This window comes from Paenibacillus methanolicus (genome assembly GCF_008124765.1).
In the GTDB taxonomy this organism is placed as follows: Bacteria; Bacillota; Bacilli; order Paenibacillales; family Paenibacillaceae; genus Paenibacillus_Z; species Paenibacillus_Z methanolicus.
The window spans coordinates 1-24,958 of sequence record NZ_VNHS01000024.1 but is presented as its reverse complement, the minus strand read 5'-3'; the positions used below and the strand labels follow the sequence as shown (position 1 = coordinate 24,958).

Annotated in this window: 36 protein-coding genes; 5 read left to right on the top strand and 31 right to left on the bottom strand. The window is 49.0% G+C overall.

Annotated features, from left to right (window positions below; all coding sequences use genetic code 11):
- Nucleotides 1–149 precede the first annotated feature (149 nt).
- The 25 genes from BCM02_RS34865 to BCM02_RS34760 form a co-directional block, all read right to left on the bottom strand.
- A complete protein-coding gene (locus tag BCM02_RS34865) occupies nt 150–344 on the bottom strand; it encodes a hypothetical protein (RefSeq protein ID WP_148933727.1) in 195 nt (64 codons plus the stop codon).
- Nucleotides 345–639: 295 nt separating this feature from the next.
- On the bottom strand, nt 640–816 hold the full coding sequence (locus BCM02_RS34860; RefSeq protein WP_148933726.1) for a helix-turn-helix domain-containing protein: 177 nt from the start codon (nt 814–816) through the stop codon (nt 640–642).
- Nucleotides 817–1,137: 321 nt separating this feature from the next.
- Complete coding sequence (locus BCM02_RS34855) at nt 1,138–1,362, bottom strand: hypothetical protein (protein ID WP_148933725.1); 225 nt, start codon at nt 1,360–1,362, stop codon at nt 1,138–1,140.
- A 69-nt stretch (nt 1,363–1,431) separates the two neighbouring features.
- Nucleotides 1,432–1,728, bottom strand: coding sequence for a hypothetical protein (locus BCM02_RS34850; protein WP_148933724.1), 297 nt, complete (start codon nt 1,726–1,728; stop codon nt 1,432–1,434).
- Nucleotides 1,729–1,797: 69 nt separating this feature from the next.
- A complete protein-coding gene (locus tag BCM02_RS34845) occupies nt 1,798–2,166 on the bottom strand; it encodes a hypothetical protein (RefSeq protein ID WP_148933723.1) in 369 nt (122 codons plus the stop codon).
- 708 nt (nt 2,167–2,874) lie between these two features.
- Entirely contained in the window at nt 2,875–3,099 is a 225-nt protein-coding gene (locus BCM02_RS36735) for a DUF6199 family natural product biosynthesis protein (protein WP_484217502.1), read from the bottom strand.
- Between the two features lie 265 nt (nt 3,100–3,364).
- Nucleotides 3,365–3,808 (bottom strand): hypothetical protein, encoded by a 444-nt coding sequence (locus BCM02_RS34840; protein ID WP_148933722.1) that lies wholly within the window; start codon nt 3,806–3,808, stop codon nt 3,365–3,367.
- Nucleotides 3,809–4,007: 199 nt separating this feature from the next.
- Complete coding sequence (locus tag BCM02_RS34835) at nt 4,008–4,211, bottom strand: helix-turn-helix domain-containing protein (RefSeq protein ID WP_148933721.1); 204 nt, start codon at nt 4,209–4,211, stop codon at nt 4,008–4,010.
- Between the two features lie 47 nt (nt 4,212–4,258).
- A complete protein-coding gene (locus BCM02_RS34830) occupies nt 4,259–4,711 on the bottom strand; it encodes an ArpU family phage packaging/lysis transcriptional regulator (RefSeq protein ID WP_187434571.1) in 453 nt (150 codons plus the stop codon).
- 147 nt (nt 4,712–4,858) lie between these two features.
- The gene (locus BCM02_RS34825; protein ID WP_148933720.1) at nt 4,859–5,344 is read right to left on the bottom strand and encodes a hypothetical protein; all 486 of its coding nucleotides are present in this window, start codon (nt 5,342–5,344) and stop codon (nt 4,859–4,861) included.
- A 261-nt stretch (nt 5,345–5,605) separates the two neighbouring features.
- Nucleotides 5,606–5,854, bottom strand: a complete 249-nt coding sequence (locus BCM02_RS34820) for a hypothetical protein (protein ID WP_148933719.1) — start codon at nt 5,852–5,854, stop codon at nt 5,606–5,608.
- Between the two features lie 163 nt (nt 5,855–6,017).
- The gene (locus tag BCM02_RS34815) at nt 6,018–6,248 is read right to left on the bottom strand and encodes a hypothetical protein (RefSeq protein WP_148933718.1); all 231 of its coding nucleotides are present in this window, start codon (nt 6,246–6,248) and stop codon (nt 6,018–6,020) included.
- Nucleotides 6,245–6,409, bottom strand: coding sequence for a hypothetical protein (locus tag BCM02_RS35605; protein WP_187434570.1), 165 nt, complete (start codon nt 6,407–6,409; stop codon nt 6,245–6,247). Before BCM02_RS35605 ends, BCM02_RS34815 begins: the two co-directional genes overlap by 4 nt.
- Nucleotides 6,410–6,485: 76 nt before the next feature.
- Nucleotides 6,486–7,067, bottom strand: coding sequence for a hypothetical protein (locus BCM02_RS34810; RefSeq protein ID WP_148933717.1), 582 nt, complete (start codon nt 7,065–7,067; stop codon nt 6,486–6,488).
- Between the two features lie 208 nt (nt 7,068–7,275).
- Entirely contained in the window at nt 7,276–7,488 is a 213-nt protein-coding gene (locus BCM02_RS34805) for a hypothetical protein (protein WP_148933716.1), read from the bottom strand.
- A complete protein-coding gene (locus tag BCM02_RS34800) occupies nt 7,485–8,816 on the bottom strand; it encodes a replicative DNA helicase (protein ID WP_148933715.1) in 1,332 nt (443 codons plus the stop codon). The genes BCM02_RS34805 and BCM02_RS34800 overlap by 4 nt, the downstream gene beginning before the upstream one ends.
- Complete coding sequence (locus BCM02_RS34795; protein ID WP_148933714.1) at nt 8,806–9,165, bottom strand: replicative helicase loader/inhibitor; 360 nt, start codon at nt 9,163–9,165, stop codon at nt 8,806–8,808. Before BCM02_RS34795 ends, BCM02_RS34800 begins: the two co-directional genes overlap by 11 nt.
- Nucleotides 9,080–9,997, bottom strand: a complete 918-nt coding sequence (locus BCM02_RS34790) for a replication protein (protein WP_148933713.1) — start codon at nt 9,995–9,997, stop codon at nt 9,080–9,082. Before BCM02_RS34790 ends, BCM02_RS34795 begins: the two co-directional genes overlap by 86 nt.
- 16 nt (nt 9,998–10,013) lie before the next feature.
- Nucleotides 10,014–10,523: a hypothetical protein gene (locus BCM02_RS34785; protein ID WP_148933712.1), complete on the bottom strand. Its 510-nt coding sequence runs from the start codon at nt 10,521–10,523 to the stop codon at nt 10,014–10,016.
- A 16-nt stretch (nt 10,524–10,539) separates the two neighbouring features.
- Complete coding sequence (locus BCM02_RS34780; protein WP_148933711.1) at nt 10,540–11,262, bottom strand: MBL fold metallo-hydrolase; 723 nt, start codon at nt 11,260–11,262, stop codon at nt 10,540–10,542.
- Nucleotides 11,262–12,281, bottom strand: coding sequence for a recombinase RecT (locus BCM02_RS34775; RefSeq protein ID WP_222871049.1), 1,020 nt, complete (start codon nt 12,279–12,281; stop codon nt 11,262–11,264). Before BCM02_RS34775 ends, BCM02_RS34780 begins: the two co-directional genes overlap by 1 nt.
- The gene (locus BCM02_RS34770) at nt 12,282–14,270 is read right to left on the bottom strand and encodes an AAA family ATPase (RefSeq protein WP_246183694.1); all 1,989 of its coding nucleotides are present in this window, start codon (nt 14,268–14,270) and stop codon (nt 12,282–12,284) included.
- The gene (locus tag BCM02_RS36445; RefSeq protein ID WP_281288276.1) at nt 14,263–14,391 is read right to left on the bottom strand and encodes a hypothetical protein; all 129 of its coding nucleotides are present in this window, start codon (nt 14,389–14,391) and stop codon (nt 14,263–14,265) included. The genes BCM02_RS34770 and BCM02_RS36445 overlap by 8 nt, the downstream gene beginning before the upstream one ends.
- Nucleotides 14,388–14,618 (bottom strand): helix-turn-helix domain-containing protein, encoded by a 231-nt coding sequence (locus BCM02_RS34765; protein ID WP_148933710.1) that lies wholly within the window; start codon nt 14,616–14,618, stop codon nt 14,388–14,390. The genes BCM02_RS36445 and BCM02_RS34765 overlap by 4 nt, the downstream gene beginning before the upstream one ends.
- Before the next feature lie 199 nt (nt 14,619–14,817).
- Entirely contained in the window at nt 14,818–15,078 is a 261-nt protein-coding gene (locus tag BCM02_RS34760; protein WP_148933709.1) for a helix-turn-helix transcriptional regulator, read from the bottom strand.
- Between the two features lie 179 nt (nt 15,079–15,257).
- Between BCM02_RS34760 and BCM02_RS34755 the strand changes: the two genes are divergently transcribed.
- Nucleotides 15,258–15,908: a LexA family protein gene (locus tag BCM02_RS34755; protein ID WP_148933708.1), complete on the top strand. Its 651-nt coding sequence runs from the start codon at nt 15,258–15,260 to the stop codon at nt 15,906–15,908.
- 175 nt (nt 15,909–16,083) lie between these two features.
- Here the strand turns inward: BCM02_RS34755 and BCM02_RS34750 are convergent, their stop codons facing one another.
- The 5 genes from BCM02_RS34750 to BCM02_RS34730 all read right to left on the bottom strand — a co-directional run bounded on the left by BCM02_RS34750 (nt 16,084) and on the right by BCM02_RS34730 (nt 20,061).
- Nucleotides 16,084–17,049: a DNA/RNA non-specific endonuclease gene (locus BCM02_RS34750; RefSeq protein ID WP_148933707.1), complete on the bottom strand. Its 966-nt coding sequence runs from the start codon at nt 17,047–17,049 to the stop codon at nt 16,084–16,086.
- 236 nt (nt 17,050–17,285) lie between these two features.
- Nucleotides 17,286–18,338: a hypothetical protein gene (locus tag BCM02_RS34745; RefSeq protein WP_148933706.1), complete on the bottom strand. Its 1,053-nt coding sequence runs from the start codon at nt 18,336–18,338 to the stop codon at nt 17,286–17,288.
- Nucleotides 18,339–18,607: 269 nt separating this feature from the next.
- Nucleotides 18,608–19,195, bottom strand: a complete 588-nt coding sequence (locus tag BCM02_RS34740; protein WP_148933705.1) for a hypothetical protein — start codon at nt 19,193–19,195, stop codon at nt 18,608–18,610.
- Nucleotides 19,196–19,310: 115 nt separating this feature from the next.
- On the bottom strand, nt 19,311–19,703 hold the full coding sequence (locus BCM02_RS34735) for an SMI1/KNR4 family protein (RefSeq protein WP_148933704.1): 393 nt from the start codon (nt 19,701–19,703) through the stop codon (nt 19,311–19,313).
- A gap of 88 nt (nt 19,704–19,791) precedes the next feature.
- The gene (locus BCM02_RS34730) at nt 19,792–20,061 is read right to left on the bottom strand and encodes a LexA family protein (protein ID WP_148933703.1); all 270 of its coding nucleotides are present in this window, start codon (nt 20,059–20,061) and stop codon (nt 19,792–19,794) included.
- 939 nt (nt 20,062–21,000) lie between these two features.
- On the opposite strand from BCM02_RS34730, the gene BCM02_RS34725 reads away from it, so the two are divergent.
- The 3 genes from BCM02_RS34725 to BCM02_RS34715 all read left to right on the top strand — a co-directional run bounded on the left by BCM02_RS34725 (nt 21,001) and on the right by BCM02_RS34715 (nt 22,813).
- Nucleotides 21,001–21,309: a hypothetical protein gene (locus BCM02_RS34725; RefSeq protein WP_148933702.1), complete on the top strand. Its 309-nt coding sequence runs from the start codon at nt 21,001–21,003 to the stop codon at nt 21,307–21,309.
- 293 nt (nt 21,310–21,602) lie between these two features.
- Nucleotides 21,603–22,118, top strand: a complete 516-nt coding sequence (locus BCM02_RS34720) for a hypothetical protein (RefSeq protein WP_148933701.1) — start codon at nt 21,603–21,605, stop codon at nt 22,116–22,118.
- A gap of 5 nt (nt 22,119–22,123) precedes the next feature.
- Nucleotides 22,124–22,813 carry a M23 family metallopeptidase gene (locus tag BCM02_RS34715; protein ID WP_148933700.1) on the top strand — a complete coding sequence of 230 codons (690 nt, stop codon included), beginning with the start codon at nt 22,124–22,126 and terminating at the stop codon, nt 22,811–22,813.
- A gap of 134 nt (nt 22,814–22,947) precedes the next feature.
- Here the strand turns inward: BCM02_RS34715 and BCM02_RS34710 are convergent, their stop codons facing one another.
- Nucleotides 22,948–23,526 (bottom strand): hypothetical protein, encoded by a 579-nt coding sequence (locus BCM02_RS34710; protein WP_148933699.1) that lies wholly within the window; start codon nt 23,524–23,526, stop codon nt 22,948–22,950.
- Between the two features lie 395 nt (nt 23,527–23,921).
- On the opposite strand from BCM02_RS34710, the gene BCM02_RS34705 reads away from it, so the two are divergent.
- The coding region (locus BCM02_RS34705) for a hypothetical protein (RefSeq protein ID WP_148933698.1) at nt 23,922–24,958 on the top strand (1,037 nt) is incomplete at its 3' end.

Sequence of the window (24,958 nt, the reverse complement as noted above, 5' to 3'; positions counted from 1 at the left end):
AGGGAGCTTTCACCGCAGACAGAAAAGCCGACCATATTGGCCGGCTGCGATCCGAAGCGTTCACGCTTCAGCGGTGTCCTCTTCTCGATTTCTCATGATATAAATTTACCACGTCCAAAACCAAAAATCTGCTTTTTGGGCGTTGCTCTTTAGCTGATGTTGCGCTGATTTAAAGCTTCTTTTGGGGCTGGAATTTTACGAGCGACTAGAATGCTCGCTCCGCAGAACGGATCGTTGTAGATCCGGCCCGTCTGTTTGCAGTATTTCCGCTTAGCCTCAGTGCTGCTCTCCGCCTCGATCTGCATACGGCTTGTCTCCCAGCGAACGCCGACCTCGTATGTCATTGCGACACTCTCCTATTCCGAAAATTCAGGTTCGCCTTCCTCATCCACGAATCCGCATTTCTCGCAAACGTGACGACCTCTGATCTCATCCATAATTGCATCCGGGCAAATAGGACATTCCATCTGTTACTCACCTCCCCTTTTCACTCGGGTATAAAGACCAGCGTAGAGCGGCCAGCCTTCCGTCGTCACCGTCGTTGCCGCCTGATCGATCGTTATCAGCACGTACTCGTTGTCGTTCCTTACCCCGATGATATGCGAACTGACGATGAAAATAGTCAGGAACTATGCGGGTTTAATTCATGCGTGTTTCATAATATATCACATTAGAAATATGGTTGCGAACCGTTTTCTCGCTAATGAACAGCTGCTGCGCGATGTCGCGAGTCGTTTTGTCCTGAACGAGAAGCTCGAATACTTCGCGTTCGCGGTGCGTCAATAAAAATTTGCTCTTCTGGTCGTTGTCCCTCAAATAGTAACGCCCCTGTTTTATCGGGCTTTATCTACTGTTCCCGGAGAACATCAAAACCCTTTATTTCAAAGGGTTGTCCGATGCATCCTCGGATATTCATTTTATTCGTGGTTACTGTTTGACTTCGGATATTATCGGGAGTATGCCACCAAATATGCCACCAACACCACTTTCGAGGTGGTCATTTTGTAAAATATTGCTCAGTAGATCGCTAATTCGTCACCGTTACAAGTTGAGGCGTTAGCGTAGCAAAAAGCAGCAGGTCTTGTGGCTGGCTGCTGCTGTCTGTATTGAGCTAAAGTCTCCCGTTAGTTGAATCGATTAGTGCATGATTTTCTTACAAACATCGCAAAGACCAATTTCATTTAACGGTAACACTTTAAAATATCTTCTAATGTTCCGAGCGGCAGCAGATTTTTCACCACCGTAGGTTGACAACTCAAGCGGCAACTCGGGTTTGTAGCCAATTGCTTGACAAGCAGTACACTGATTTATCCATTTCCGTAACTGCGGATACATCCGCAAATAGCCTTCACCTTCTGTCATTTAAGGCTCCCTTCGCTTAGAATACATCGCGGCTATTTTGAACTAACGTTCCCAGTTAGCTCAATGGTGTTAACAAAGTTTCTCAAGAAGTTGTTTTATTTCACTAATCTCATTTGATAACTGGTTTGCCAAAATCTTATTTTTTGGGTCATTCCGATCCTTAAAATTCATCTCTCCAAAAAAATCAATATGGACCATCACAATACGATTCTTTATTACTGACTCTTCATCCTTACATTTTCTATCATAGAACTTGTTTATCCAGTCTAACTCTGACTGGGGGAATCCAATATGTTCTATGCTCATCTCAAAAATTTGTAGTAGTTCTAATGCTTGATCTTTAAATGATCTTTTTGTCCGTGCCATATACGACCCCTCAAAAGTTCCATATTCCAGTGTTTATTCAACTAACGTTCACCCCGTTAACATAACGAGTTACCTCCATAAATCTAAAGACGTTCCCCAAGTAGTTTTAATTATTGGCTTTGTCTGTAGTTCGAGCGGCAATACGAAATTCTCATTATCAAACTCTAAGATCAGACATTCAAGGTTATCCTGACGTTTAATATGAACACACTTTATATTCTCTAAGTAGATCTTGACTATTTCGTTTGTTTCAAAATAAAGTCGTAACTGACCACTTCGACTTGCTTCTTCAAGCTCAAACTCGGCCTTCAGACTCTCCCTAACTACTTGGAAGGAAACCGATGTATATTGCCATGGAACACTTTCATCACTAAGCTTTGCTTCACACTCAAATAGGTATTCTAGTTCATAAAGTTCAGGAGTTTTCAGTGTTTGCACCCCACTATTTATTCCTTTTTACTGCTCACTCCATATTAGCACAGATTGGAACTTTCCTGTCCTTTAGTTCAACGATAAACGGCGGCCGATCGAATGGCCGGCCGCCGCTGTGTTTAGATTGAGCTAACGTTCTCCGTTAGCTTAAAAGAGAAAAGTAAGCTGGTAAGAGCAACGGAAGACTCGATATGATCCCCACAATAACGATAACTGAGGTATTAAACAATGACCTCAATAGCCTCGTTATTGTTTCGCTTATGTCCCGATTATAGAACCATGTCAATATATAGGTCAGTATTAGATAACCGACAACTATTACAACCCCAAACACTTTTGAATTTCTACTTGGACCAATGTACTCTTCTCTAAAGAGAAGTTGGTATTCGAAACCGAATATCGAAACGTAAGAACTGAAAAGAACAATTATTGACACAATGGAGGAAGGCACTAGTAGCAGATATTTTACCTTTGATTGTTTTAGCAAGGCTAAAGAACTCATTGACTCTCCACCCCCATAGGCTTTTTTTTTTCATTTTAACATAGTTTATTGAGCATAACTGCGGCATGTGGGCCCTTTAGCATATTGGAAATGGAGCAGCTGCCGCAAGGCGAACTGCTCCATGATGGGTTCAACTAACGTTCTCCGTTAGTTCAGTAGAGGTGGAGGGGGCCACCAACCGTACCGCTTGCAGCACTGGGGCGATATATGTATTACTTAGTAAATCCCCCCGAAACTGCAACAATTACCAATGTAATCCCCACAGCTACAAAAACATATCCACTTGCTTTGCAACGCCTAATATCAGAGCGAGATGGTTTTTTCTTTAATGTATTCGTAGCGGTAGTTCGATACATAAATACTGGAAATAAAATGAATAAAAGACCCCACACAACCGGAATCAAACAGGCTAATGCCGCTAGTAACCTATCTTCCACGTACTTTTCCTCGCTTTGTTTTTCTAATATTACGCCCTATCTTCTTAGAAGTTTCTCATGGTTCATTGATGTAATCTGCCCGATAGTTCAATGCAAAAGGAGTAGCTGCGTGGCGGCAAACTACTCCCTAATCACTTAGCAGAATGAATATCATCCTCGAACACATCAATGTAGTATCCATCAGTTTGTATATGATCTTCAAACTCTTTATAAATATCCTGAATACTACTCGCTGGAGGTCCACAATTTTGTAGCAGCCAGTTTCTCATACAATCGATATCCTCATTTTCATCTTCCCACATAAAATCCATAATTCCAGACTCTCTTGCGCCACTATCCGGGCATAGATGGAAAAGCTACTTCCAAAATACCCTGCTAGTTCACGAATCATGTTACGTAGTGTTGTCCTAATATCAAATTCTAAGTCATTTAGTAAAAAAGTCAGCCAGCGGGTATAGTGCCTAACCATACAAACATGTTCAGAAAAGGTAAACTTTAGCCCACATGGGCCATCTAGGCTAATTGTTCCTCCAAGTCTGAACGTATTAACTTTCCACTTAAAATCCTTATCTTCCGGATTGTAAGGTAGGAATTGTTGGATAAATTCGTTTGTCGCTTTCAATTCACCTGTATTCAAAACGTTTATAAATTCAAATATTTCATTTTCCTTAAGAGAATGTCCCAAGTATGCTGTGAAATCACGTCCCATATTGCACTACACCTCGCTGATTGACAATCTTGTTTCTCACGCTCAATGATACCACATATTGGAGCTATCCTGCCCGTTCGTAACGATAAAGCAGCCGATCGAGTGGCCAGCTGCCACAACATAAAATTTATTTATTCAGTGCTGACAAAGCTAAAACGAAAAAGAGCAGAGAAGGCAAGGTTCGCCACTCTGCTCTTCGTCACTTGCCTTCAAGCCAATTAAAAAACACGTCTCTCGAAACCTTTATCCTTCGTCCAACCTTTACCACATGGAACTGTTTTGAGTTGGCAAGCTCATATGCTTGCACTTGCCCAATGTTTAGGATTTTCTTGATGTCCGCCACATCCAGTGTTTCGGGGTAATTATCCCTTACTCTTGTAGGGGAAGGTACTGGAGCTTCCATCTAATCACCACCCATAAATATAGATAATCACCTCCCAGATCGTCCTATTACTTTTCCTTGACCACCTGGATATTCAATATTAATGCCAGCTTGTAAAATGCCCTCCACTTTATTTTGTAGTATTTCGACTCACTGATCGGAGGGTCGAACTTCTGATTGAATACAACATAGTCAAAGACGTAATCTTCTTTCATGTACCTCTCAGTTATAAGCAACTTCTCGCGAGGTGCAAGCCTTCCGACTGCTCTTTCAACTCGTTCGCAGAATGTTTTACGTGCAGCCGGTTCATCAACATTATGAGTTGCGATGTTTGCAGTCTGATCACTCGTCACGTTCGTTGGACCGTGGAAACGCTCGGTGTACCCTGCTGTGATACTAGCTTCTCTATCCTCAAAAGCGATCGTCTTAAATATCCGGTACTTCTCCAACGCAGCCTCGACAGCTGCCTGCGTCTTCTTTCGATCCAGCTCGGGAAGCTCAAATCCAAGCTGCATCTGCATCGTTCGTCACCCCTTGCTTGTGGGAGGCCCCGGCGAACCGGGGCTTTGATTCTATGTGGTTGTCCAGATCAACAGCCCGGCCATTCCCCAACATGCCACGCAGAAGGTGGCTGCGACGATCAATCCCCAGTTCAGCCGGCGCATCGATTAAAACTCCGGCTCATCTTCGATGTCCAGACCGGACAGGTCATTCTCGTCGGTGCCGTCCGGGTCCGCGTCTTTGACTCCGGCCATTGGGTCGTTGCTTTCGGTTTCCATATCCTGAGCCACATCCGAATCGTATTGACTTGCGTCGTTGATCTCCTCGTTGCCGTCTTCGTCATCCTGGCCGGCCTCCGTCTGCTCGGCCGCCTCATCGATCGTGAGCTGGCCGTCGTCTTCCTTCGGCTCGACGTCCGCCGTTCCATCGCCACTGAGGTGGTACTTGATGCCCTCCGGCCGCTGCGGTACCGCCGGGCGGTAGTCGTCGATATCCAGCTGGGAAGAGCTGAACAAGATGTGCGCGGTGCCGCCTTCCTTGATCTGCCGGAGGATGTCGAGCTGATCACCGTCCAGGCTTTGAAGGGTCAGGGTGATAACCTCCTCTTTCGCGAGCTTGATATCTTTGATTTTGGCCTTCAGTGTAGTTTGCATTAATAATTGCCCCTCTCGATTTTAGGTACATACGTTCGGTTCAATGGCAGCAGTTGGCCGCCAGATCGCCGGAGACGTCCCTTCCGAATTTATGCAGATGCATTGCTTTCATCTAGCTGGATATAATAACCACCGCGAGGTGATACATGTGAGAAAAGTGAAGTCTTCCAAGGGACAAAACATCAAGTCAAATGCATCTATCGTTGAGCACTTGCTTACGAACAAGATCCCTAAAGAGAAGCAAGACAACATGCACAATAATTAAGCTCGGGGAGGACCTGCTCGGTTCTCCTTCGCCGCTCTCTCCAGCACCTTCCGCACGACGTCCCGGCTCACCCGCGGGTATTTCTTGATGTACCAAGCAATGAACTCGACGTCCGTGAGGTTTGCGTAGACCTTGCGCGTCTCCGTGACGCTCTTTACGACATCCACGTCCGGCGGGTCATCCCACGCACGAACCCGCGCCCGGTACTGTTGGTCAGCCTTGTCACTGCGTTGAAACATCACCATTAGAGTTTCACCTCGCCCATATTTATCAGGGCCGTTCCGAGGAAGCTGCAGGTGGTGCCGCCACATACGTTGCATGCCGGCTCCTCGATCTCGTCGCCCTCGACATCTTCGAATGCAAAACGTTTCAGGCAGTCGTCGTTTTCACAATCGTAGAAAGCGAATCTTATGAGCATGCCCCGATCACCTTCCAGCTGTTTTCTTGGTCCAGCGATTGCATCCGCTCAATGTGCTCCGCGGCATGATCACTGAAGAATGCCTGCACCTTTGCCGCCACGTCCGCGGGCCGCTTGTGCTCATCCCATTCGTTCCCGAATCGTTTAAGGACCGTCTCCGCAGCATGCAGATAAATGATGTGCTCGCGATCGGATTTAGTAAGGAAGAAGCGCCGGCTCATCGCGGGTACATCTGCCTTGCTTTAAAGTTGATCCGTGTATACTTCCGACGGATACGACGCACAATTTCATCCTGTGCGCCTTCTTTATGCCAGGGCGCCGCCTCCGGATCAAGGAAGGCGATTTCGTACAACTGACGCATCTTGGCTTTGTGCCAATTCATGGCGATCACCTCGCTTTTTAAGAACTGATGTTCTGTTTCAGGGCAACACGAATTCCTTCGCCGAACGGATGCGCGGCTACTGCGCCTTGTCTAATATGCTTTGCACGACTTCGAGCTGGTACGGTAGTGAGTCGACCGGCCGCCGCAGCTCACGAATAAGATAGAGATTCCACGCGACCCGGGCCATGATGTAGGCGTCGATGATATTGTCAGTTCGCTTCATGCCTGGTGCTGGATAGCCGAAGTGCGCGATGGCAGCTGCCTTAACTTCCGCCTTTTTCTCAGCCCCCGTTAACCGCCGTTTGTTGCCCGCATCGCCGGTCCACCCCGACACGCCTACGTATTTCTTCGTCCAAGCTGGATTGATCTCGTTGAATGCTAATTTCTTCCGGACAATCATTGAGCGAAGACCACCGTGGATCATCCCTGTCGTGATGCCCATTTGCGTGCCGGCGGCGGCTTGCTCGACGACGATTTCGTCACCTTCCTGCAGGTGCTTGTAAAGCTGATTCTCCAGGTCGACCAGCTGCTGGATTGTGATGCCGCCTTTTGCCGCCTTGCCCGCGCCTTTCAGCTCCATCTCGACCAGAACATTCCCGTTTTCATCGAGGGCGACGAACCCGGTACGGGTCGCCGGATCAATTCCGACGAATCTCAATCGCCGATCACCTCAGTCTCCACTTGTACCGGAGCATCTAATATCGGATCTTCATTGTTTTGCTTATTGCTCATGTCGTCTTGCCTTCCCCTTCTGCCGGTCCCATGCCGGCGCATAGTGAATGTAAACCTCTGCGATGACGCGCCCGCGGCGGTCAAAATAACGTTCGTCCGGCCGATCGCTATAGAGATATGGATCGCGTGTCGGCTTATGAGTTGGAAGTTCTCCGCGGTTTCTTCGCATCCCCCTCACGCTCCATGCGCTTATAGTAGAGCACTTGCTCGCTCACGTAATCGTAGGTGCGCATCATCTTGTCTCGCTCCTCACCCTGGAAGAGCGGATCCGCGAGCTTGACGGCCTTCTCGGTCATCCATTTTAGCGAGTCGTTGTACTGCACCTCGCTTTCGATCCGCTTACTCATTTCGCCGCCTGTTGCGACCCGCCGGCGCCCGCCTTTGTCCGATCGATATCAAGGAAGCGCCCTGTCTTCCGGTAGAAGATCATTTCTACCGTTCCGGTGCCAACGTTGCGGCCTTTGGCGATGATGATTTCTACGATGTTTTTTCTCTCGGATTCCGGATAGTAGTAGTCGTCCCGGTACAGGAAAGCGATGATGTCCGCCTCGAACTCGATATCGCCAGATTCCTTCAGGTCGGACATGATCGGCCGCTTGTCCTGGCGCTGCTCGCACGATCGGCCGACCGAACTGATCGCGATGACCGGGCATTGATTGACGCGAGCCGCCTGCTTGAGCTGTCGCGAAACGAAGGTGACGCCTTCACGGGTCTGGCTAAACTTCCGCCCGGGTTGCATGAGTTGCAGGTAGTCGACGTAGATGACGACGCCGGGGAACTGCTTCTTGAGCCGCTTGACCTCCTGCTTGAATTCGAGGACCGTCCGGCCCGGCGTATCATCGATGTATAGCGGCAGCCGGTCGAGTTCGTCCATCGCATAGCTCCAGCGCTCCCAATCCCCGTCCGAGAATTGGCCGGTTCGCATCTTGGTGGCGTCGATGTTGCCCATACAGCAAAGGAATCGTTCGATCACCTTGTCCGCCGGCATCTCCAGGGAGAAGAGAACCGCCGGCCGCCCCGCGCGCGCCGTCTCCAGCATGTCGTTAACGATAAAGGCAGTCTTCCCGATGCTTGGCCGCGCCGCGACGATCTCCAAATCGCCGTCTTGGTGTCCACCCGTCAGGCGATCGAGCTCTTTACTCGCCGTCTTGGCCCCGGTCATGCCTCGTTGCTGTTGCCGCTTAATGATGACCTTTTCATGATCGGCGACCACCGCGGACATCTTGCGCACCGTATCCTTCGCGGGCCCGCCTGCCATCTCCGCGATCTTCTCGAGTCGTACCTGCGCCGCCGCCAGTAGCTCGCTCGACTCAAGTTTCCCTTCCCGACCCTCGCTCTGGACCGTCTCAAGCGCGGCCAGCGTCTCCCTCGTGATGTAATGCTCCCGGATAATTCCCTGGTGGTGGTCGAAGGTTGCTGTATTCGTTGGCGGTGCGCCCCCGGCTAGTTCACTCAAATAGCTGATGCCGCCGATCCGCATCAGGTTTTGTCCCGAGTGTTCGGCCATAGAGACGTAATTGATCGGGATGTCGTTATCCGCTAGGTGATAAAGGTATTCAAGGATCAGCCGGTGCCGCTCGTCGCCCATATCCTCCGGCTGCAGGTAGCAGTCATCCAACCGCTCCGGCTCTTTCAGGATCGCACCGAGCACCGCGGCTTCCGCCTCATAGTTCATCACCGCTCACCGCCTTCCCGCTGCAGAGGAGCTTGGGCCGAAGATGATCCGGGCATGCGGGCAGCGCCACCTGCTCCCATCGGTCCATCTCTGCGAACCGTGCGGCCGTTTCGAGACGCAATTGTTCGTAATCAACAGTCACCCCTGATTCAACACCACTTACGTCCGCGATCGTCGGCGGAAACCGGCTGGTCAGAATGTGCTGCTTCAGGTTGGCTTGGGCTTGGCTGAACGGAATGTCCGCCAGCATAAACACCCATAGCTCAATCTGTTCGTTCGTCAGTTCCGGCATTAACGGGTAAGCCGTCGAAACCACGCCGAGAAGCTGAATGGTCTGCATCCGATCCAATGCGCTGCGCCTCCTCCAATTTTTGTTGTAGCAGCGATTTGTTCCTGGCCGCCTTCGTGTTCGATGGCGCCATCGGCGCCGGCCCAATTTCTGCTCCAGTACCGTGAACGCTCATATCGAGGAATTCTTTGTACGTTTCCTGGTTAACGAATGAGGAACCGTCTTTCAGGATCCGGTTGATCTTCTGGCAGTAGGCAACGTAATTCTTTGTCCCGGTTACAAAATCATCGAAGCTAAAGCCCTTCTCTTTATGCAATCGTGTGAAGTGTCGAAGAGCATCTTTCTTTCCGACTTTCTTCGGATAATAGGACCAAAATTGCTCGAATCTCTTATATATAATTTCTTTAATACTTTCTTTAAGATCTTTCTTTATATAGGGAGCAATTTCACTACCACCTGTGGTATCAATTTCACTACCACCTGTGGTATCAGGATTACTACCACCTAGGGTGGTATCAAATCCACTACCACCCCCGAAGAGGTCCCCATGTTCCACCGTCATCACCCCGCGTTCTTGAACAACCCATTGTTCGTATTTTTTGTTGATTCCGATGACCCGCGAGCTCGTCCGAGTCGACTCCTTAATCACGAGAATGACCTGTGCGTCAATGAGGAATGACAGCTCCTTCTTGATCTGCGATGTGTGAAGGCCAGTATGCTGCGCGATGAAGGAAACGGACATCTCGTGCTCTTTCCGACTGAATCCGTAAGTGAATCGCCAGATCATCAAGATAATGCTCAGCTGACTTGCGCTGAATTTGAATCGATATGCGGCTTCGAGCAGTTCGTTTGCTATTCGAGTGAAACCAGCTTCTAGCTGAGGTCCTGCCATTCCACCTCACCTTCGATCAATGCGGGAGCTTGTGAGACAAGCCCAAGCCTGATAAGGCTATGACCAGCAAAGGCATGCTGTCCGGCGGCATTTGCTCAAGCTGCTCAGCGATGTGTTCGGTCGCCGACTTCTCGGCCGGCTCCTCGATCGTGTAGCCGTTGACGAAGAACTCCATCAGTTCGTAGAGGTTGGTGCCGAAATGCCGCTTGATAACCTTTGCCGGCTCGCCGAGGAAGCCGAATGGCATAGTCATGATGCTAAGGGCGGCTTCCCCGGTGGCTTCAGCCCCGTCATTCAGCTTAAGCGCCTCGAACGCGTCAGCCACTTCCCGCGGTACCGGAATCTTCCGATCATCAAGTTCGGCGCGCAGTTCGCGAAGCTCTCGGCTTTGTTGGGCGATGTTGTCGGCCAGGCGTTCGATGGCGATCCGATTGTTCTGAGCCTGAATCACCGTATGGGCCTGCAAGCGAGCGACCGTTGCTTCAAGCTCCCTGTTTCTCAGCTCGAGGATATTGTTGTTTACCATCTTGAATCATCCCTTCTTATCGTCTAGCCACGTGCACCACGGCGCCCGTCAGCCCTTGAATTTCTTTCTTGAACATCTCCTCGTCGCTGTTTGCGTCCGAGAGGTGAAGCAGCCATATCTCTTGCACACGGCTCATATCGTTCGCCTGGAAGAAACCCTTTAAGTTCTCAAGGCTGAAGTGTGATTGGAGCAAGCGGCGGTACCTGCTGACTAGCTGCGGCCTGACCTCTTCCGGGGCGGACTGAATGTTCCGCTCGACGATGACCTCGCTGTAATTGCATTCGATCATGATGTGAGTCAAGCCATTGAACCGGTACCGCACGTAGTAAGTATCCGTCGCGAAGAGTAGCTTTTCACCCGCCTGGTTCGCCATCAGGAAGCCCAGCGGCTCCTCGACATCGTGCTCTATCTTGAACGGCATGATCGCCCAGGTCCCGACTACAAACCTCTTCCCTTTGGCTATGTGGCTCACACGATGCCCCTCAAGCCCTGCAGCATCCGCCGTCCCTTTGGAACAATAGATGTCGATTCCCGCCCGCATAACGTCCGGCGCGTATTTGACATGATCACCATGTTTATGCGAGATAAGGCAACCGGCGATACTCGACATTTTATAATTCAAGGCGCGCTGCATGTCCTTGTACCGCACGCCGGCTTCGAGAAGCAGATCCGTCTGGCCGTCCGTGACGTGGTAGGCGTTGCCTGCGCTGCTTGATCCGATTGGCGTGATTTTGATCATCAGAACCCCGGATTGCTTCCGCCCGCCGACTCGCTAGGAACGGCGCTCTCTTGTTGCTGGGGAATGACCTCTGCCTCGCCATCGTGAGCCGTGAAATCGACGTCGATCACTTCGCGATTGGCGTTCTGCCGAATCTCTTCGGCCGTTTCGGCAGCCGTCATGTCGAGTTCGTTCTGCTTCAGGCGCATGTAGTCATCGTCGATCTTTTGGCTGTCGATCGTGATATCGCCGTATGCAGCGCGGTAGACCGTTTTCCAAACCATTTTCTCGTACCAGCCTTCAACCTTTTCCGTGCCGACTTTCTTGTTGCGACCGGTTGACTCGTCCTTCTCCCAAATATCCTTTTCACCGCCCCAGAACTCAGCGCTGGCATATTGCGGCTTTCGTTTCTCGATGTCCTTTAGGCTCATGACGACGAGTTTGTTCTTCTCCGGCGAATTGTTAAAGATGTGATAGTAGAAGCCGCCTACTACGTCCCCGCGGTCGAATTCGTTCGTAATTTCGAACTCGTAGTTTTCGTAAGGGTTGTTCCGATCCTTCTTGATCGACTTGAATCGGTCGGTGCTATAAACGACTTCGACGACGACGTGATCCGGAATCTCCAGACCATACTTTTTAGCCCTCAGCTCCATACCGCGGTAGCCTTCGACGAACGTGATGTCGTATTTCCCCAGCGTGTTGTTCTTGAACGGCACCATATTGATATGGTTTTTCTGAGCCGGATCGAAGCCGATTCGGGCCATCGCTACAACGTCGCGAGAAAGCTTCTCCATGTTGACGTTTTGCCAAGTAACCGGCAGAGGGTCTTGGTTTTTGACCTTCTTGAGCCGCTTTTCTTCGGCCATTTTGAGAGCCGAATCAATGGCTACGAAATAATTCTGCGCCAGTCGCTGCTGGAAGTTGGTCAGCGCCACCGCGCCTACCCCGCTGCTGTACTCCGTTACTACCTTGTTCATGAACCGCTCGGATGCGGACAATTCTACCTTGGCAAGCTGTTGCTTATTTTGCTGTTCGCTCAATTAAATCGCCTCCTGAATATTTGCTGTAACAACGCGAAGCTGCTTGTCGCCTTTGCTAACGATCAGCCGGATCTGCTGCCCGCGCGTCTCGGCCAGCTCGGTGACTGCCTCCGCGTTATCGATGAAGATCGGCGCCGCGAAGCCGTAGTGCTCGGAAAGGGTATTGATGATGTCGAGCCCGACGTTGATCCGCGCCGCGTTATTCATGTCGCTGTATGGCACGCCGTTGTAGAGCGTCTCGCAGCATTCGGTCAGGCCGCCATTAATCTGCTGCTCGAAAAGTTTGAAACGAGCGAATCGGAACTTGCTGTTGATCTTTTGCTCGAGCATAGCCACCTTCGTCCGGATGAATTCTTCGGTCAGGAAGAGCTCGCGCTCAAGTTGCTCGTAGGCCGCGGCCAGTTGCCGCTCTTCGGCTTTTAGGTCCGCAATCCGCTGCTTCGCCGCGTTGACCTGGCCGAACTTCGCTTTGTCTCGTTCGAGCGCTTCGACCTCTGTTCGCATCTTCGCGAGCTGAATACGGACATCGGCAAGCGCGCTTTGCGATGAAGAGCGTAAACCGGCAATTTCGCTCTCGACTGCCGCCTTCTGCTCGAGCTTGGCTTTATACGCCGGATGGTTCGTGATATCCGGTACCGGGGAAGTCGCAGCCAGCTCAGCCTCTGCAGACTTGACTGCCTCTCGTACGGCACGCAGCCCTGCTTGCATCTGCTCAATCATGACTAGTTGATCAGCATTAGCTGCTTTCAAACGCGACGCCTCTTCAGCAGCCGCCTTCCCATCGACGAAGATTCGTTCCTTACGATTCGACTTACTGACGTTGAACGACTTGAGCGCCTTCTCGTGCGCTTCAGCGATCTGCTCCTCAGGCAGAGCTTGTCCGCACGTCGGGCAGTCGGTCGCATGTGAATGCCCATCGAAAGTTTCCGCATCGACCTTGCGCCATTCGGCCCTCAGCTTCTCGGCCTCAGCTTCACGCTCTTTGATAAGAGTGTCGTTCCTCTCGATCTGTCTCTGAAGTGAAGCAATTTCGAATTCAACTTCCTGAGCCTTTCGCCGCTTATCGTCCAGTGCTCGCCGCTTGGCGGACAACTCGTCAAGGGCTCCCGCTTGCACTTCGTTCTTGATCTGCAGCATCTCGCCCTCAATCTCAACGACACGCTTCTGCTTCGCTACCAGTTCCCCGCCGGACTCAAACCGTTGCTGTTCAGCTTCCTTGGCGGCGATACGGCCCTTCAAAGAATCGATTTGTTGATCCAGAACTTCCTCGCTCAGCGTCGAGATATCAGGCAGCGAACGGTTAACCTCGTCAATCCGAGTTGGGATCTTCTCGATTTCTTTGTTAATCTCCGAACGTTTAGCCGCTATCACCTTGCGATGGTCTTCAATCGACCGCTCGCCCAGGATGGCCGGCAGCTCAGCCAGTTCAGAGCTCCCTGCGATGACTTCTTCGTCGGACAGCTCGCCGCACACATCCAGCAGCGTCTTGCGGCGATCCTGCCATTTCAGCTGTTCGTTGAAGAAGGTCGGGCTGGTCAGCAGCTTGAACAGATCCTCCTTCATGATGCCGTCCACGTAAGCTGTGAACTCGCCTTTCTTAACCGGCACGCTGTCGATGAAGTGGTCTGTCTCGTGTCCGCTGAATTCTGCGACCGCAGATCCGCGTTTCTTGGACCACTTCTCACGGAAGACCTTCCGCAGCTCCACTCGCTTACCGTTGACCAGCAGCACCGCCCGGACCTCATGATCAACTCCATGCTGTTCAACCTTGCCGGCCGCATCCAGCGTTTTAATGCTAAAGTCCTTTTTGTTCTGCGAATCCTTATCGAACTGCAGCCAGGTAAAGGCATCGAACAGCGTGGTCTTGCCCGCGGCGTTCTCGCCGTGTATGTCCACGTCCGCGCCGCCGGCTGTGTCCAGCTTAAAGTTCCGGACTCCTTTGAAGCCCTTCAGCTCCAGCTCGAGGAGAACCATGCGTTGATTAGCCAAGAACTTTCTCTCCCTTCGGCTGGGCTTGTTTAGGTGGCTCCTCTTCCCGCACACCTACAATGACACCTTGCTCGTTGCGCTGAACCCAGAGTTTCTCGCGTTTCCACTTACGCTTCTTCATACTCTCGTTCCCCTTTCATTTGTCCGCCCGAGCAGGTAGTCGGTCGAGACGTTAAAGTGATCTGCTATCGTGACCAGCAGCCCAACGTCCGGGCGGCGCCGCCGTTTTTCAAAGTGCGACAATGACATACGAGTGATTCCCAACCTTGCAGATGTCTCCTCTTGATTAAGCCCGCTCCCAATCCGCAGCTCGTAGATCCGTTCGGCCAGCCTATGTCCCGTACTCATCGGTGTTCCTCCAAGATTCGTGCCGTCATCGAACGGATTGTCATGCCGGCCTTGAAGTCGGCAATCATCCGGCGGGCTTCGGCTCCACTCAGCAAACCACTAACATATACCAACCCCGACGTTTGGCCGGCAGGGAGAAGATCCTTCAACAACATGTCTCCGTGACGCATGGGTTTCTGCTCCAGAATATAAGAGGGCATTATTGCTCACCTTCCTCGTTGAATATTTCAGTAGAGAAAGCGGAGCAGTCACGCCGTGTCTTTTTGCGACACCCCGCTTCAAAAAAATTTTCAAATGGCATTTTAAACAACTGACTGAGTCTTGCGATTTCATCTGCGTAAAAACGAGCATGTCCATTTTCTTTTTTAGAATAACCTGTGACTGATAATCCAAGAAATCGTGCAACTTCCTTAGCCTTCATGCCACAATTTACTCTCGCCGCCTTGACGGTGATCTTCAATCGCCTCACCTGCCCTTCTGTCGCTTCAGAGATGTTCGTGTCTTATTGCGACACCGTCAGAATAGCATCTCTTAATATGCAACGTCAACCACAAAAAGACACAACAAAATAAAATCGTTGAATATCGTGTCTTTTTATGGTTATACTATCTGTAAGCCACTAATGAAGGGGAATCTATAATGTCTGATTCTAACGAGTCGAAATTATTTTACATAGCAACAGGGAAAAACATTAAAAAATATCGTGATCTGCGTAACTATAGCTTACAAGTTCTAGCAGAAAAAGTAGGCTTGACAAAGAAAACAATTCAACGTTATGAGCAAGGCGAAATCAAAATTGATATGAATCGATTAAAAGACCTAGCGACAGCGTTAGATGTTACTGTCAATCAACTCACTGAGGGGGCTTACGTATATCTAGGTTCTGATGAAAATTCATCTGAAAACATTAGCCTTCCGATCGTCGGGAAAGTCTCTTGTGGTAATGGTGGTTTAGCTTTTGAAAATATTGAGGGATATGAATTAACCCCCCGTTCGTGGATAAATGGAGGGGAGTATTTTTATCTGCGTGCTAAGGGAGATAGTATGATTGGAGCACGTATTTTTAACGGAGACTTGTTATTAGTCCGTAAGCAAGATGAAGTTGAAGACGGAGAAATTGCTGCTGTATTAATTGGTGAAGAGGCTGTTCTTAAGAAGGTTTATAAGCAAGGAAGCACACTAATTTTGCAGTCAGCTAATCCAGACTACCCCCCGATCATCTGCGGAGAAGGAAATTCTGAAAACATACAGATCATTGGCAAGTTAAAAAAAGTTGTAATTAATTTTTAAAAAAGCCCCATTCCTAACGGAATGGGGCTTTTTCTCTGCCTCCTCGTCTACTTTATTGTTAAGCTATTGTTTCCCGTTAGTGAAAAATAAATATATTTTATCTCTGACACCCATTTGCAAATTGTAATAAATCGTCCAACGAGGAAAATGTTCTGTTTTTCCGCTCATTTTAGTCTTACTCACCTACCATACCGTCCATATCAGCATCGTGCATATATGGGTATAACCAATGATCACTCGTTATCGGCATACTATAACCGGCTGCTTTCGCTTCTTTTATCGTTACCTTTCCGTTACCATTGGTATCAACACTAGAAAGATCATCTTTTGTATCTGGATTAGTCGCCTTTGTGTTAGAACTATTTGAATCAGAAGGCTTACTATCTGTTAAACCAAGGGATGCGTTTACTTCATCAGGATTCACATTGTCAAATTTATCGACAATCACATTACCCTTTAACGTGTAGGTGTACTGATAACTGGAGGGAATTTGCGATTCCGTGTTCGGGTAGGTGATAATTGCTTCAAAGTTAGTAGCTCCACTTGCTTTGCGTATAGCGTCTTCCATATAGGCTTGATCACCATGTCGGTTGAGCGTACTATCTTGTGGGGTGATGTTATAAGCATTGGATACACCGCCAAGAGAATCCGCAATGACATGTCCTTCGTCTAACACTGCACTTTCAACGCCAGGGACCTTTGCTTCATCAGCACAATATCTACCAGACGAGACAGGCTCTTTATTGTCATCTTGTAGTATGAGTTCGTCAGCAATGACACGAACTACTTGCCCGTGTTCATTCGTAAATGCCCAGTATTCACGCTCCCCGTAACCAACATCCACAACGACTTTCGGTTCACGATGCCCGGACAAATCACAAGCATCCACTTCAATTCGTTTGTATCCTGAGAATAGATCGTTGTTTGGTTGGGTTGGTGTTTCCTCCATGGCCGGTTCAGCAGCAACCTTCTCTTCCCCTTTTGGTTCAGCGGCAACAGCTTCCTCTGCTTCTTTATCAACTTTGGTTACTTCTTGTGTGGCATTTCCTCCATTAGGAATAGGAGTATCTTCTACATTGGTACAACCAACCATTAAGATGATCGTTAAAATTAAGATTAAATAGTTCATTTTCTTTTTCATTTTAGGACTCTCCTATAATTTCATACTGTTCATTCTAAAAACGACGACTTAAACTTATCCAGTTCTATAATCTTACCATACAAGACAAATATCCTATTGAATTATCCTGCCCGTTCGCAACGAAAAGACAGCCGATCGTCTGACCAGCTGCCACGGTGTCCTATTGAGCTAACGTCTCCCGATAGTTTAATGCTCTCACGAACCCCTTCCCGGATGTGCTGAAGCGAATATTCGTGTTAGTTTTCGATTAATTTGACAATGGATAATTGATTAGTATTTACCTCCAGAAACTCTTTTGAGGTGCTATGATAAGCTTGCGGATAAATTGCATGATCTTCAAAGAGTACTTCACCCTTCGAGATATTATATACTCGCAGGCCAGTATCTTTAGAGGAACAATATAAAAACGTATCGAAGATTAATTGGCCGTAGGTAATTTCAAATTCATTTAATAAAACTCCATTACAAACATCATAAACTCTAAATAAATTGCCTGTCGGCATATTTATTTCATCGTCACAAAAATTGGAATCGTTCTTTCCTAATATTCCAACCGTGGTATTACTAAGCCAACAAATTGGATCATTCCACTCTTCCTTATACCGCCATAGTTCTTTCTTACTGTCTCCGTCCTCGGATTCCCAACAGTTATTCGCAATCCATTGATTCATGTTCCATACTGTCACTGACCCATATGGATGCCATTCCCACCCGTTACTTACAACCCATTCATTATTGGGTGAAACTAAGAGTTGGCCATGAAAATAGTCCAAATAATGGTCATCACATTCGGGTTTATTGTTTATCATACGAAACTCTGGATCTTCTCTGGAAGTTAGTACCTCGCCCGTAAATGGATTTGAAATATCAACCCTATTCCATTTCGTTCCATGGATCAATAATATTTGATTATTACGTGTGTAAAAAGAGACTGGAAATATCGTTTGATTGAAATGATAATCATCTCTGCTAAATTGCATTACGATCTGCTTAACGGATAAATCAATGACCAATCCAAATCTGCCATAAGTATTAAATACAGCGATAATATTAGAATCAGAAGACGCTAGAATAGAAATGGCTTCATCAAAATTTATCTCTATCTCTTCACTTTCAAGCGCAAATAAATCATTGCAAGATTCCTGCATCGTATCTAATTCAATTATTTTTTTGTTTTTCGTTATTGCTACGTACGTATTTTCTTTAGCTAGAAGTGGATAGATATCCAATAGTTCTTCATCAAATAATTTTATACTTTTTCGCTCAATCTTAAAAAAACCTTTCTCCATACAATTCCTCTCCATTTGCCTTTGTTAAGTCGTCAGACCTGCAAGAATTCATAAAATAACCTATGCGATCCTGTCCTCGAGAAGCCGTAACCTTCGTATGATGTTTTAGCTATAGTTCCTTTCTCCACTTAAACTTCACCTCAGAACACCTCAGTTTTAGCAGTTAATGCTACCATCCATATTAGCACATATTGGAAGTATCCTGCCCGATAGTTCAACAGCAAGAGGAGCAGCTGCCGCGGCAGGCAAACTGCTCCTGGATCATTAAACTAAAGTTCTCCGATAGCGGAATGAATATCATCATCGAACACATCAATGTAGTACCCATCAGTTTGAATATGATCTTCAAACTCTTTATAAATAGCCTGAATACTACCCGCTGGAGGTCCACAATTTTGTAGCAGCCAGTTTCTCATACACTCAATATCTTCATTTTCATCTTCCCACATGAAATCCATAATACCAGACTCTCTTGCACCACTATCTGGGGCATAGATGGCAAACCTACTTCCCAAACACCATGCTAGTTCACGAATCATGTTGCGTAGTGGTGTCCTTATATCAAATTCTAAGTCATTAAGTAAAAAAGTCAGCCAGCGGGTATAGTGCCTAACCATACAAACATGTTCAGAAAAGGTAAATCCTAGCCCACATGGACCATCTAGACTTATTGTTCCTCCAAGTCTGAACGTATCGACTTTCCACGTAAGATCCTTATCTTCCGGATTGTAAGGTAGGAATTGCTGGATAAATTCGTTTGTCGCTTTCAACTCACCTGTATTCAAAACGTTCATAAATTCAAATATTTCATTTTCCTGAAGAGAATGTCCCAAGTATGATGTGAAATCACGTCCCATATTGCATTACACCTCGCTGATTAACAATCTTGTTTCTCATGCTCAATGATACCATATATTGGAACTATCCTGCCCGTTAGTGTAACGAAACAGCAGCCGATCCTTGACCCAAATTTTAATAAACCATCTGACAACCGTTGTTAATCCAGTTGGCAATATCAGATGCAACTGTAACACCGTTTAAAGGATTCATATCTCCTGCATCAACCCCAATAACAGTCGTGGTGTTTTCTTCAAAAGGCATTAACAATACGGTTCCTCCGCTATCATCCCCTATTGCTATATAGCCTGCTGCATAAATAGATACTTCCCAAGTGGAGTTCCTTTCACATAAATCGTCTGTTCCATAGAGACATACTCCTTCATCTAGCAAAAATCCGTTCATCCTTCTTAAAACCATTTTGTAAACGTCTGGGAGCTTACCTCCCAATTCTTTTTCAACTTCAAAAATATCTAATTCTTCAGCACTGTCGTTTTTTACGTGAATATTTAATCTAGAGAAATCCATAATACGCCTCCAGAAATGAAAATTTGTAACTTAATTATTTCAAGCATTTTGTTGCGTTATCCTGCCCGTTCGTATGATGCTATCCAAATTATATGACTTTTTTAATCACTTTTCCTACAACCAAGATCTCCTCTCTCGACTCAAGCTCATATTCAGGATTCGATGGAACAAGGATATAAACTGATCCATCCGTCGTCACTCGCCTGAGCAATATGCGTGAAATATCCAAATCACTTGCAATTGCAGAAATTTCATTTGGAGAGACATACTGTGTCTCGCTAATCAGCACTAAATCGCCGTCATGGATATAATCGCCAGACATACCATCATCATTTACTCGATAAAAGAACTTGCCCATTTCATGTCCCGCCTCTTCTGATAAATAACAAAAAAGCCCGCTGAAGACATCTATGAGCATCGAGAAGAGCTGCCCATTGATTACTTCAACTGACTAATAATCCTCGTGTTATTGTCGCATGTTCACTTTGCAATTGGGGCAAAAGAAGTAAGCATGTTTATTGTAATTCCATACACACCCATAAGCTGTGGATTCTAAATTGCACATTGGACACTCAATTGGCGGGATTGTCTCTGGCTCGCCATCATTCTCTTGGTACAGATTGTGAATTTCCTGAATAATCGCCCCAAACAATTTGGACCTCCGGATCAGTTCTTCTTTCTCCATTTTTTTATTCAAAGAAAAGACCCCCCCCAAAAGTACGAACATTTGTTTGTGTTTTTGATTATACAGAACTACTTTACTCTTATCAATCCCCTAATTAATTTCTAAGTTTCCTGCCAGTCATATACCAAGTGACTCAGAATACCTATAGTATATGGGTATCATAAAGCGCCGCTTGAAAGCAGCTCGCTGCGGAGGCGGCGCTCAGGGTGGGCAAAACGAAGAGCGTCGGACGCAATGTCTGACGCTCTTTTTCTATTCCCAGAAGTCGTCTTCGTATTTCATATAACCCGCTCGCTGTAACCCCTGAATTATACGGCCTTTCGTGCTTTGATTTGGCCTCCGTCCGTTCGCCGAGCAAACTGCTGACGCAGTGTTCTTATCTATTCCGCAGAGTTCCATCAACTTAGCTTGTCCCCCGTGTCCGAATGTCTCATCTGCCCATTTACCCAAAGGCGATCTAGGTTTCCCTAATCCCATTGAACCACCCTCCCTTGAATTGCAGGATGGACTAGAACCTCCACATTTATACATTTGTTGTGAATAAACGTGGAATTTTGTACAACCATAGGTCCATAAGCTCTATCAGCAACCGTCAGACGGGAGTGTGACGACATGTCAGATAAAGTTCGAAAGAAGCTTGAAGCGCGGCTACGCGATGGCCGCGATGAAGATCTGAAGGAGGCAACTGCAGGGCTCAGCAGCGGAGTGTTGTCGGAAATGGTCCGCGACGGCATGCGGCTCATGCTCGGGATCCGAACCAAGATGACAACGGAAATCAAGGAGCGCCCTCTGATTGTGCCGCCGCCCGACAACCGTCCGACGCTGCCTTCTCGCCCACAACCGCTCGAAATCATCCTGCAACAAAAAGAAAAGACGGCCAGCCCGTCAAGGCCGACCGTCTTTAAACCAAGTAATCGTTAACCGCCTAGCACCGCTGGCGCGCCCCAGATCATCATCGCAACACCTATAGCTACCAATACCAATGGCATTCATCGTTCCTCCCTTCGAACTCGATACGGCTATTATGATCGGCGCCGGAGCCGCGCATACCGAGGAGGTCATGCTTATGTTTTACATCGTGTGGGGCTGCATCTTTATGGCCATCACGCTTACAATCGTCGCGAAGGGAGGTCGGCGGAAATGATATTCGGGTTTGGATGCTGCTTGGTTATCTGGGGACTCACGGATCTCATCAAGAAGGGGCGGAATGCGAAATGATCACCACGATCAACATCAGCGCGCGCTGTTACGACGGGCGCCGTACAAAAGTCATCATGGACTTGGGTCCGGAATTGCCGCAGGTCGAGCTCCCCGCGGCGGACGCGCTACGCATTAACCGGGTCATCGCACATCTCAAGCGGAACCACCGCGCCTATACGGCGGCCGTCATGCTGCTGGCCGTCATGCTCGAGCCGTCCGGCGTACTGGCCGCGTCCGTGAAGACGATGTCCGGCGGGCGGAACATCATCCTCTTGCTGCAAAAGGCTTCGTTTTGGGTCGGGATGGGGATCACCATTTGGGGCATCGTGGAGGCGCAGCTCGACTTTCCCGGTTGGAAAGGCCGGATCATCAAGGGCGTGCTCGGGTACATCGGCATTCTTCTCGTACCGCTTGTTTTCCTCGAGCTCCAATCGAGCCTGCAGGTCGACGTGTGGGATCAGATCGAGCAGCACCAGCAGCAGATCGCGCCGCGGCTTGATCCGACATACATCCCGCCGACAAGGGGGTAACGGCCATGATCATAAACATCCGCCCGCGGATCTCCTCCGCATATGGAGCGATCGACAGCGCGCACACGGCACCGCACACCGGCGTTGATGTCGCGATCCCGGAGGGCACGGAGCTGCATGCCGTCGCGGACAGTGTCGTCAGCCGGATCGTCGAGGGAGCCGACCGGCTCGGCAACGGCGTTATTCTCCATACGCCGGACGGCCATGACGTCATATACGGCCACCTGTCGCGGATCACGGTCCGCCCCGGCCAGCACCTGCAGGCGGGCGATATCATCGGGCTATCCGGCAACACCGGACACAGCACGGGGCCGCATCTGCATCTCGGACTCATGGAGGACGGCCACTATATTGACCCGACACCGCTGGTTGATGCTGCTCTTGGCACCGCGCCGCTCGCTGCAGCCAAGGGCCACGGCGGCCCGTTGGGCGGCCTGCAGGATGCGCTCGAGGGTTTCAATAACACGATGTCCGCGATCGGCCATTTCTTCAAGGAGGCGGCCTATTGGCTAAATCCGGCCAACCTCTGGCGTGAGCTCGGCGACGTCTTCCAGTCCGGATCGCTGGACGAACCGCTCATGATCAGCACGATAATCCTGATCCTCATCCTAATGGGCGGTGCGCGCTGGCCGAAGAAGTGGATCGCGTGGGGCTGGGTCGTATTCTGGATTCTAAGGGGGATCGTTTTCGACTAATACAACTGTGTCATTCTTGCCGATAGCAACGAAAGCCCCCCCTTTTAGGGGAGCCTTTCAAACCACGTATTGTCATTTGGAATTGAACTGCAGGTCTATTATTAGATCAGAAGGGTATCGCGTTTGGGCTAGGGTCATACCTCATAAAAATTGAATGTATAGTCATGGCCACATCTTAGCCATTTAGTTCCCCAGGTTCCCCATGTTTGGCTATACCATAGAATTCGATTAACCCGATTATTATTTCTGTCGAAGATTTCGATCCCTAACGTGCCAGCCTGTCCATTGAAAGTGTCATTATTACCGGACTGGAAATATCCGCCCCCCGCTCCACGAGGTTCAATAATTCCAGAACGATATCTAATGTAGGAACTAGGACCATTGACAAAAGCGTTCCAGCGTTGGTCAAAGGTTGGTAGTTTCCCCCACACCTCTCTTCCATAGGAATTAATATAAACTTTGATTTTGTATCTGCCGCTTTGATTATTGATCGTAATGTAGGATTGGCCAGATTGTAAAGTATTACAAGTCGAAAACTGATCGCAGCCGCATCGACTTCTCCAGTTCCCATTTCTAGAAGCAGTGGCGTCGAAACTAAAACTCTGAGCGGCAAAAACGCGGGAATTGCCGATCGCCCTAATTTTTTTTCTGACAGTCTTGGCTTGGGATCGAACATTACGAAAATTATATTTAACAACCTTTTTCTTTACCAATTGAAACCCTCCTCTATCATGAATTACTAGAATTATATGATTCGGTAAACGTTATCGTTCTGATTTACATAGCCCAAATAATAGAATCAACTTCGTTTGACTTGCTGATCAATCTTGCACTTTCCGTGCGGACCACATTTGCACGAGTCAGAAATAATATTAATGAAATAGAATGAGGACACCTCTAGTTTTAGAAGGAGTGAATATTAATGATCATTGCGATTATCGGCAGCACGCTTTACCGGCTCCACGACGGCGGCCGGGTCGACCGGATTGAACTCTACCCAGTCGCTCGCCAGGCTCAGCTGCCGGTGGTCGCTCCGCTACATAAGCGCCGGAGCCGGCCGGAAACGCCGCGCCCCTCTCGCCCGCTATTTCGCGACAAGATCGCCGGTATGCTCGTCAAATCTGTGGCCGTCGCTGGACGCTTCACACGCCGTGTGTCCGGCGCCGTCGAGTCTATTCCGTGGGATCGTTTTTACCGGAGGGAGCCGGACGATTATGTCGTCTACGAGATCAGCCCGACGCCGTCGATTCGCAACAACCAGGCGTATGTGCTCGCCAAGGTCATGGCTAGCTTCTACCGCTCACCGAAGGAGCGCCGCCGTTGGGGAAACCCGGCCATGGGCGAGACGCTATGCACGGACCGCAGCCCCTACCGGTGCAATTTTCGGATCGTCATGCGCGCAGGCAGCGTCAACTTCTACCTGCTGCTTCCCCGCGACAAGGCCGGCGAGGTGCTGCGCAAGGCCGAAGCGATCTATGATGCTGGCATCACAATTCAGGAGATTCCCGGCGGGCTCCCCCGGCTCGACCCGTCCAAAGTGTTTTGCACGGAGCTCTCCTACCGCCGGCACGACATCTTCTCCCTCTCAACGGACAAAGACAATAACTACCCGCTGCCGTCGATGCTGACGGCCGTCCGGACGCTCGAGGGCGATGACGTCGCAATCTTTGACGCGCTGCTGGAGCCATACGACAGACGGGCTTGGATGAAGGAAGCGAAGGAAGCAAGCGAGTTGCTGGACAAGGGATACGTGCCGGACGCGAGCCTGCAGCACAAGTTCCTCCGGATGATCCACCAGGCGTTCGAACGCGCTCGGTATGAGCTGCTGGAGCTGACGCGGTTCACAAAGGAGCAGAAAGCCGCACTCACCGAATGGCGCCGCGAGCAGAGCAGCTATCGGGAGGCGGCACAGATCCGAGAGGAGATGACGCCGGCCAGCAAGCGCAAGCCGGGCGAGGACGTACTGAAGGGATGGCTTCGGATCGCGGTACAGTCCGAAGACCGCGGTCGCGCCAAGGATGCCGCCTACACGATCGCAAACGCGTGGAAGGACATCAGCGGCAACAACGAGCTCGAGCGGTACGACGTGCCGCCCAAGTGGACAGCCCGGTACCTAGACGCGATCGAAACGCGCCGCGGATTCTC

Excerpts from the sequence above, each read along its gene's own strand:
- BCM02_RS34865 (WP_148933727.1), bottom strand. The coding sequence starts at position 344 with ATGACATACGAGGTCGGCGTTCGCTGGGAGACAAGCCGTATGCAGATC.
- BCM02_RS34855 (WP_148933725.1), bottom strand. The coding sequence starts at position 1,362 with ATGACAGAAGGTGAAGGCTATTTGCGGATGTATCCGCAGTTACGGAAA.
- BCM02_RS34850 (WP_148933724.1), bottom strand. The coding sequence starts at position 1,728 with ATGGCACGGACAAAAAGATCATTTAAAGATCAAGCATTAGAACTACTA.
- BCM02_RS34840 (WP_148933722.1), bottom strand. The coding sequence starts at position 3,808 with ATGGGACGTGATTTCACAGCATACTTGGGACATTCTCTTAAGGAAAAT.
- BCM02_RS34835 (WP_148933721.1), bottom strand. The coding sequence starts at position 4,211 with ATGGAAGCTCCAGTACCTTCCCCTACAAGAGTAAGGGATAATTACCCC.
- BCM02_RS34830 (WP_187434571.1), bottom strand. The coding sequence starts at position 4,711 with ATGCAGATGCAGCTTGGATTTGAGCTTCCCGAGCTGGATCGAAAGAAG.
- BCM02_RS34825 (WP_148933720.1), bottom strand. The coding sequence starts at position 5,344 with ATGCAAACTACACTGAAGGCCAAAATCAAAGATATCAAGCTCGCGAAA.
- BCM02_RS34820 (WP_148933719.1), bottom strand. The coding sequence starts at position 5,854 with ATGGTGATGTTTCAACGCAGTGACAAGGCTGACCAACAGTACCGGGCG.
- BCM02_RS34815 (WP_148933718.1), bottom strand. The coding sequence starts at position 6,248 with ATGAGCCGGCGCTTCTTCCTTACTAAATCCGATCGCGAGCACATCATT.
- BCM02_RS35605 (WP_187434570.1), bottom strand. The coding sequence starts at position 6,409 with ATGAATTGGCACAAAGCCAAGATGCGTCAGTTGTACGAAATCGCCTTC.
- BCM02_RS34805 (WP_148933716.1), bottom strand. The coding sequence starts at position 7,488 with ATGAGTAAGCGGATCGAAAGCGAGGTGCAGTACAACGACTCGCTAAAA.
- BCM02_RS34800 (WP_148933715.1), bottom strand. The coding sequence starts at position 8,816 with ATGAACTATGAGGCGGAAGCCGCGGTGCTCGGTGCGATCCTGAAAGAG.
- BCM02_RS34790 (WP_148933713.1), bottom strand. The coding sequence starts at position 9,997 with ATGGCAGGACCTCAGCTAGAAGCTGGTTTCACTCGAATAGCAAACGAA.
- BCM02_RS34785 (WP_148933712.1), bottom strand. The coding sequence starts at position 10,523 with ATGGTAAACAACAATATCCTCGAGCTGAGAAACAGGGAGCTTGAAGCA.
- BCM02_RS34780 (WP_148933711.1), bottom strand. The coding sequence starts at position 11,262 with ATGATCAAAATCACGCCAATCGGATCAAGCAGCGCAGGCAACGCCTAC.
- BCM02_RS36445 (WP_281288276.1), bottom strand. The coding sequence starts at position 14,391 with ATGAAGAAGCGTAAGTGGAAACGCGAGAAACTCTGGGTTCAGCGCAAC.
- BCM02_RS34765 (WP_148933710.1), bottom strand. The coding sequence starts at position 14,618 with ATGAGTACGGGACATAGGCTGGCCGAACGGATCTACGAGCTGCGGATT.
- BCM02_RS34755 (WP_148933708.1), top strand. The coding sequence starts at position 15,258 with ATGTCTGATTCTAACGAGTCGAAATTATTTTACATAGCAACAGGGAAA.
- BCM02_RS34750 (WP_148933707.1), bottom strand. The coding sequence starts at position 17,049 with ATGAAAAAGAAAATGAACTATTTAATCTTAATTTTAACGATCATCTTA.
- BCM02_RS34745 (WP_148933706.1), bottom strand. The coding sequence starts at position 18,338 with ATGGAGAAAGGTTTTTTTAAGATTGAGCGAAAAAGTATAAAATTATTT.
- BCM02_RS34740 (WP_148933705.1), bottom strand. The coding sequence starts at position 19,195 with ATGGGACGTGATTTCACATCATACTTGGGACATTCTCTTCAGGAAAAT.
- BCM02_RS34735 (WP_148933704.1), bottom strand. The coding sequence starts at position 19,703 with ATGGATTTCTCTAGATTAAATATTCACGTAAAAAACGACAGTGCTGAA.
- BCM02_RS34730 (WP_148933703.1), bottom strand. The coding sequence starts at position 20,061 with ATGGGCAAGTTCTTTTATCGAGTAAATGATGATGGTATGTCTGGCGAT.
- BCM02_RS34725 (WP_148933702.1), top strand. The coding sequence starts at position 21,001 with ATGTCAGATAAAGTTCGAAAGAAGCTTGAAGCGCGGCTACGCGATGGC.
- BCM02_RS34720 (WP_148933701.1), top strand. The coding sequence starts at position 21,603 with ATGATCACCACGATCAACATCAGCGCGCGCTGTTACGACGGGCGCCGT.
- BCM02_RS34715 (WP_148933700.1), top strand. The coding sequence starts at position 22,124 with ATGATCATAAACATCCGCCCGCGGATCTCCTCCGCATATGGAGCGATC.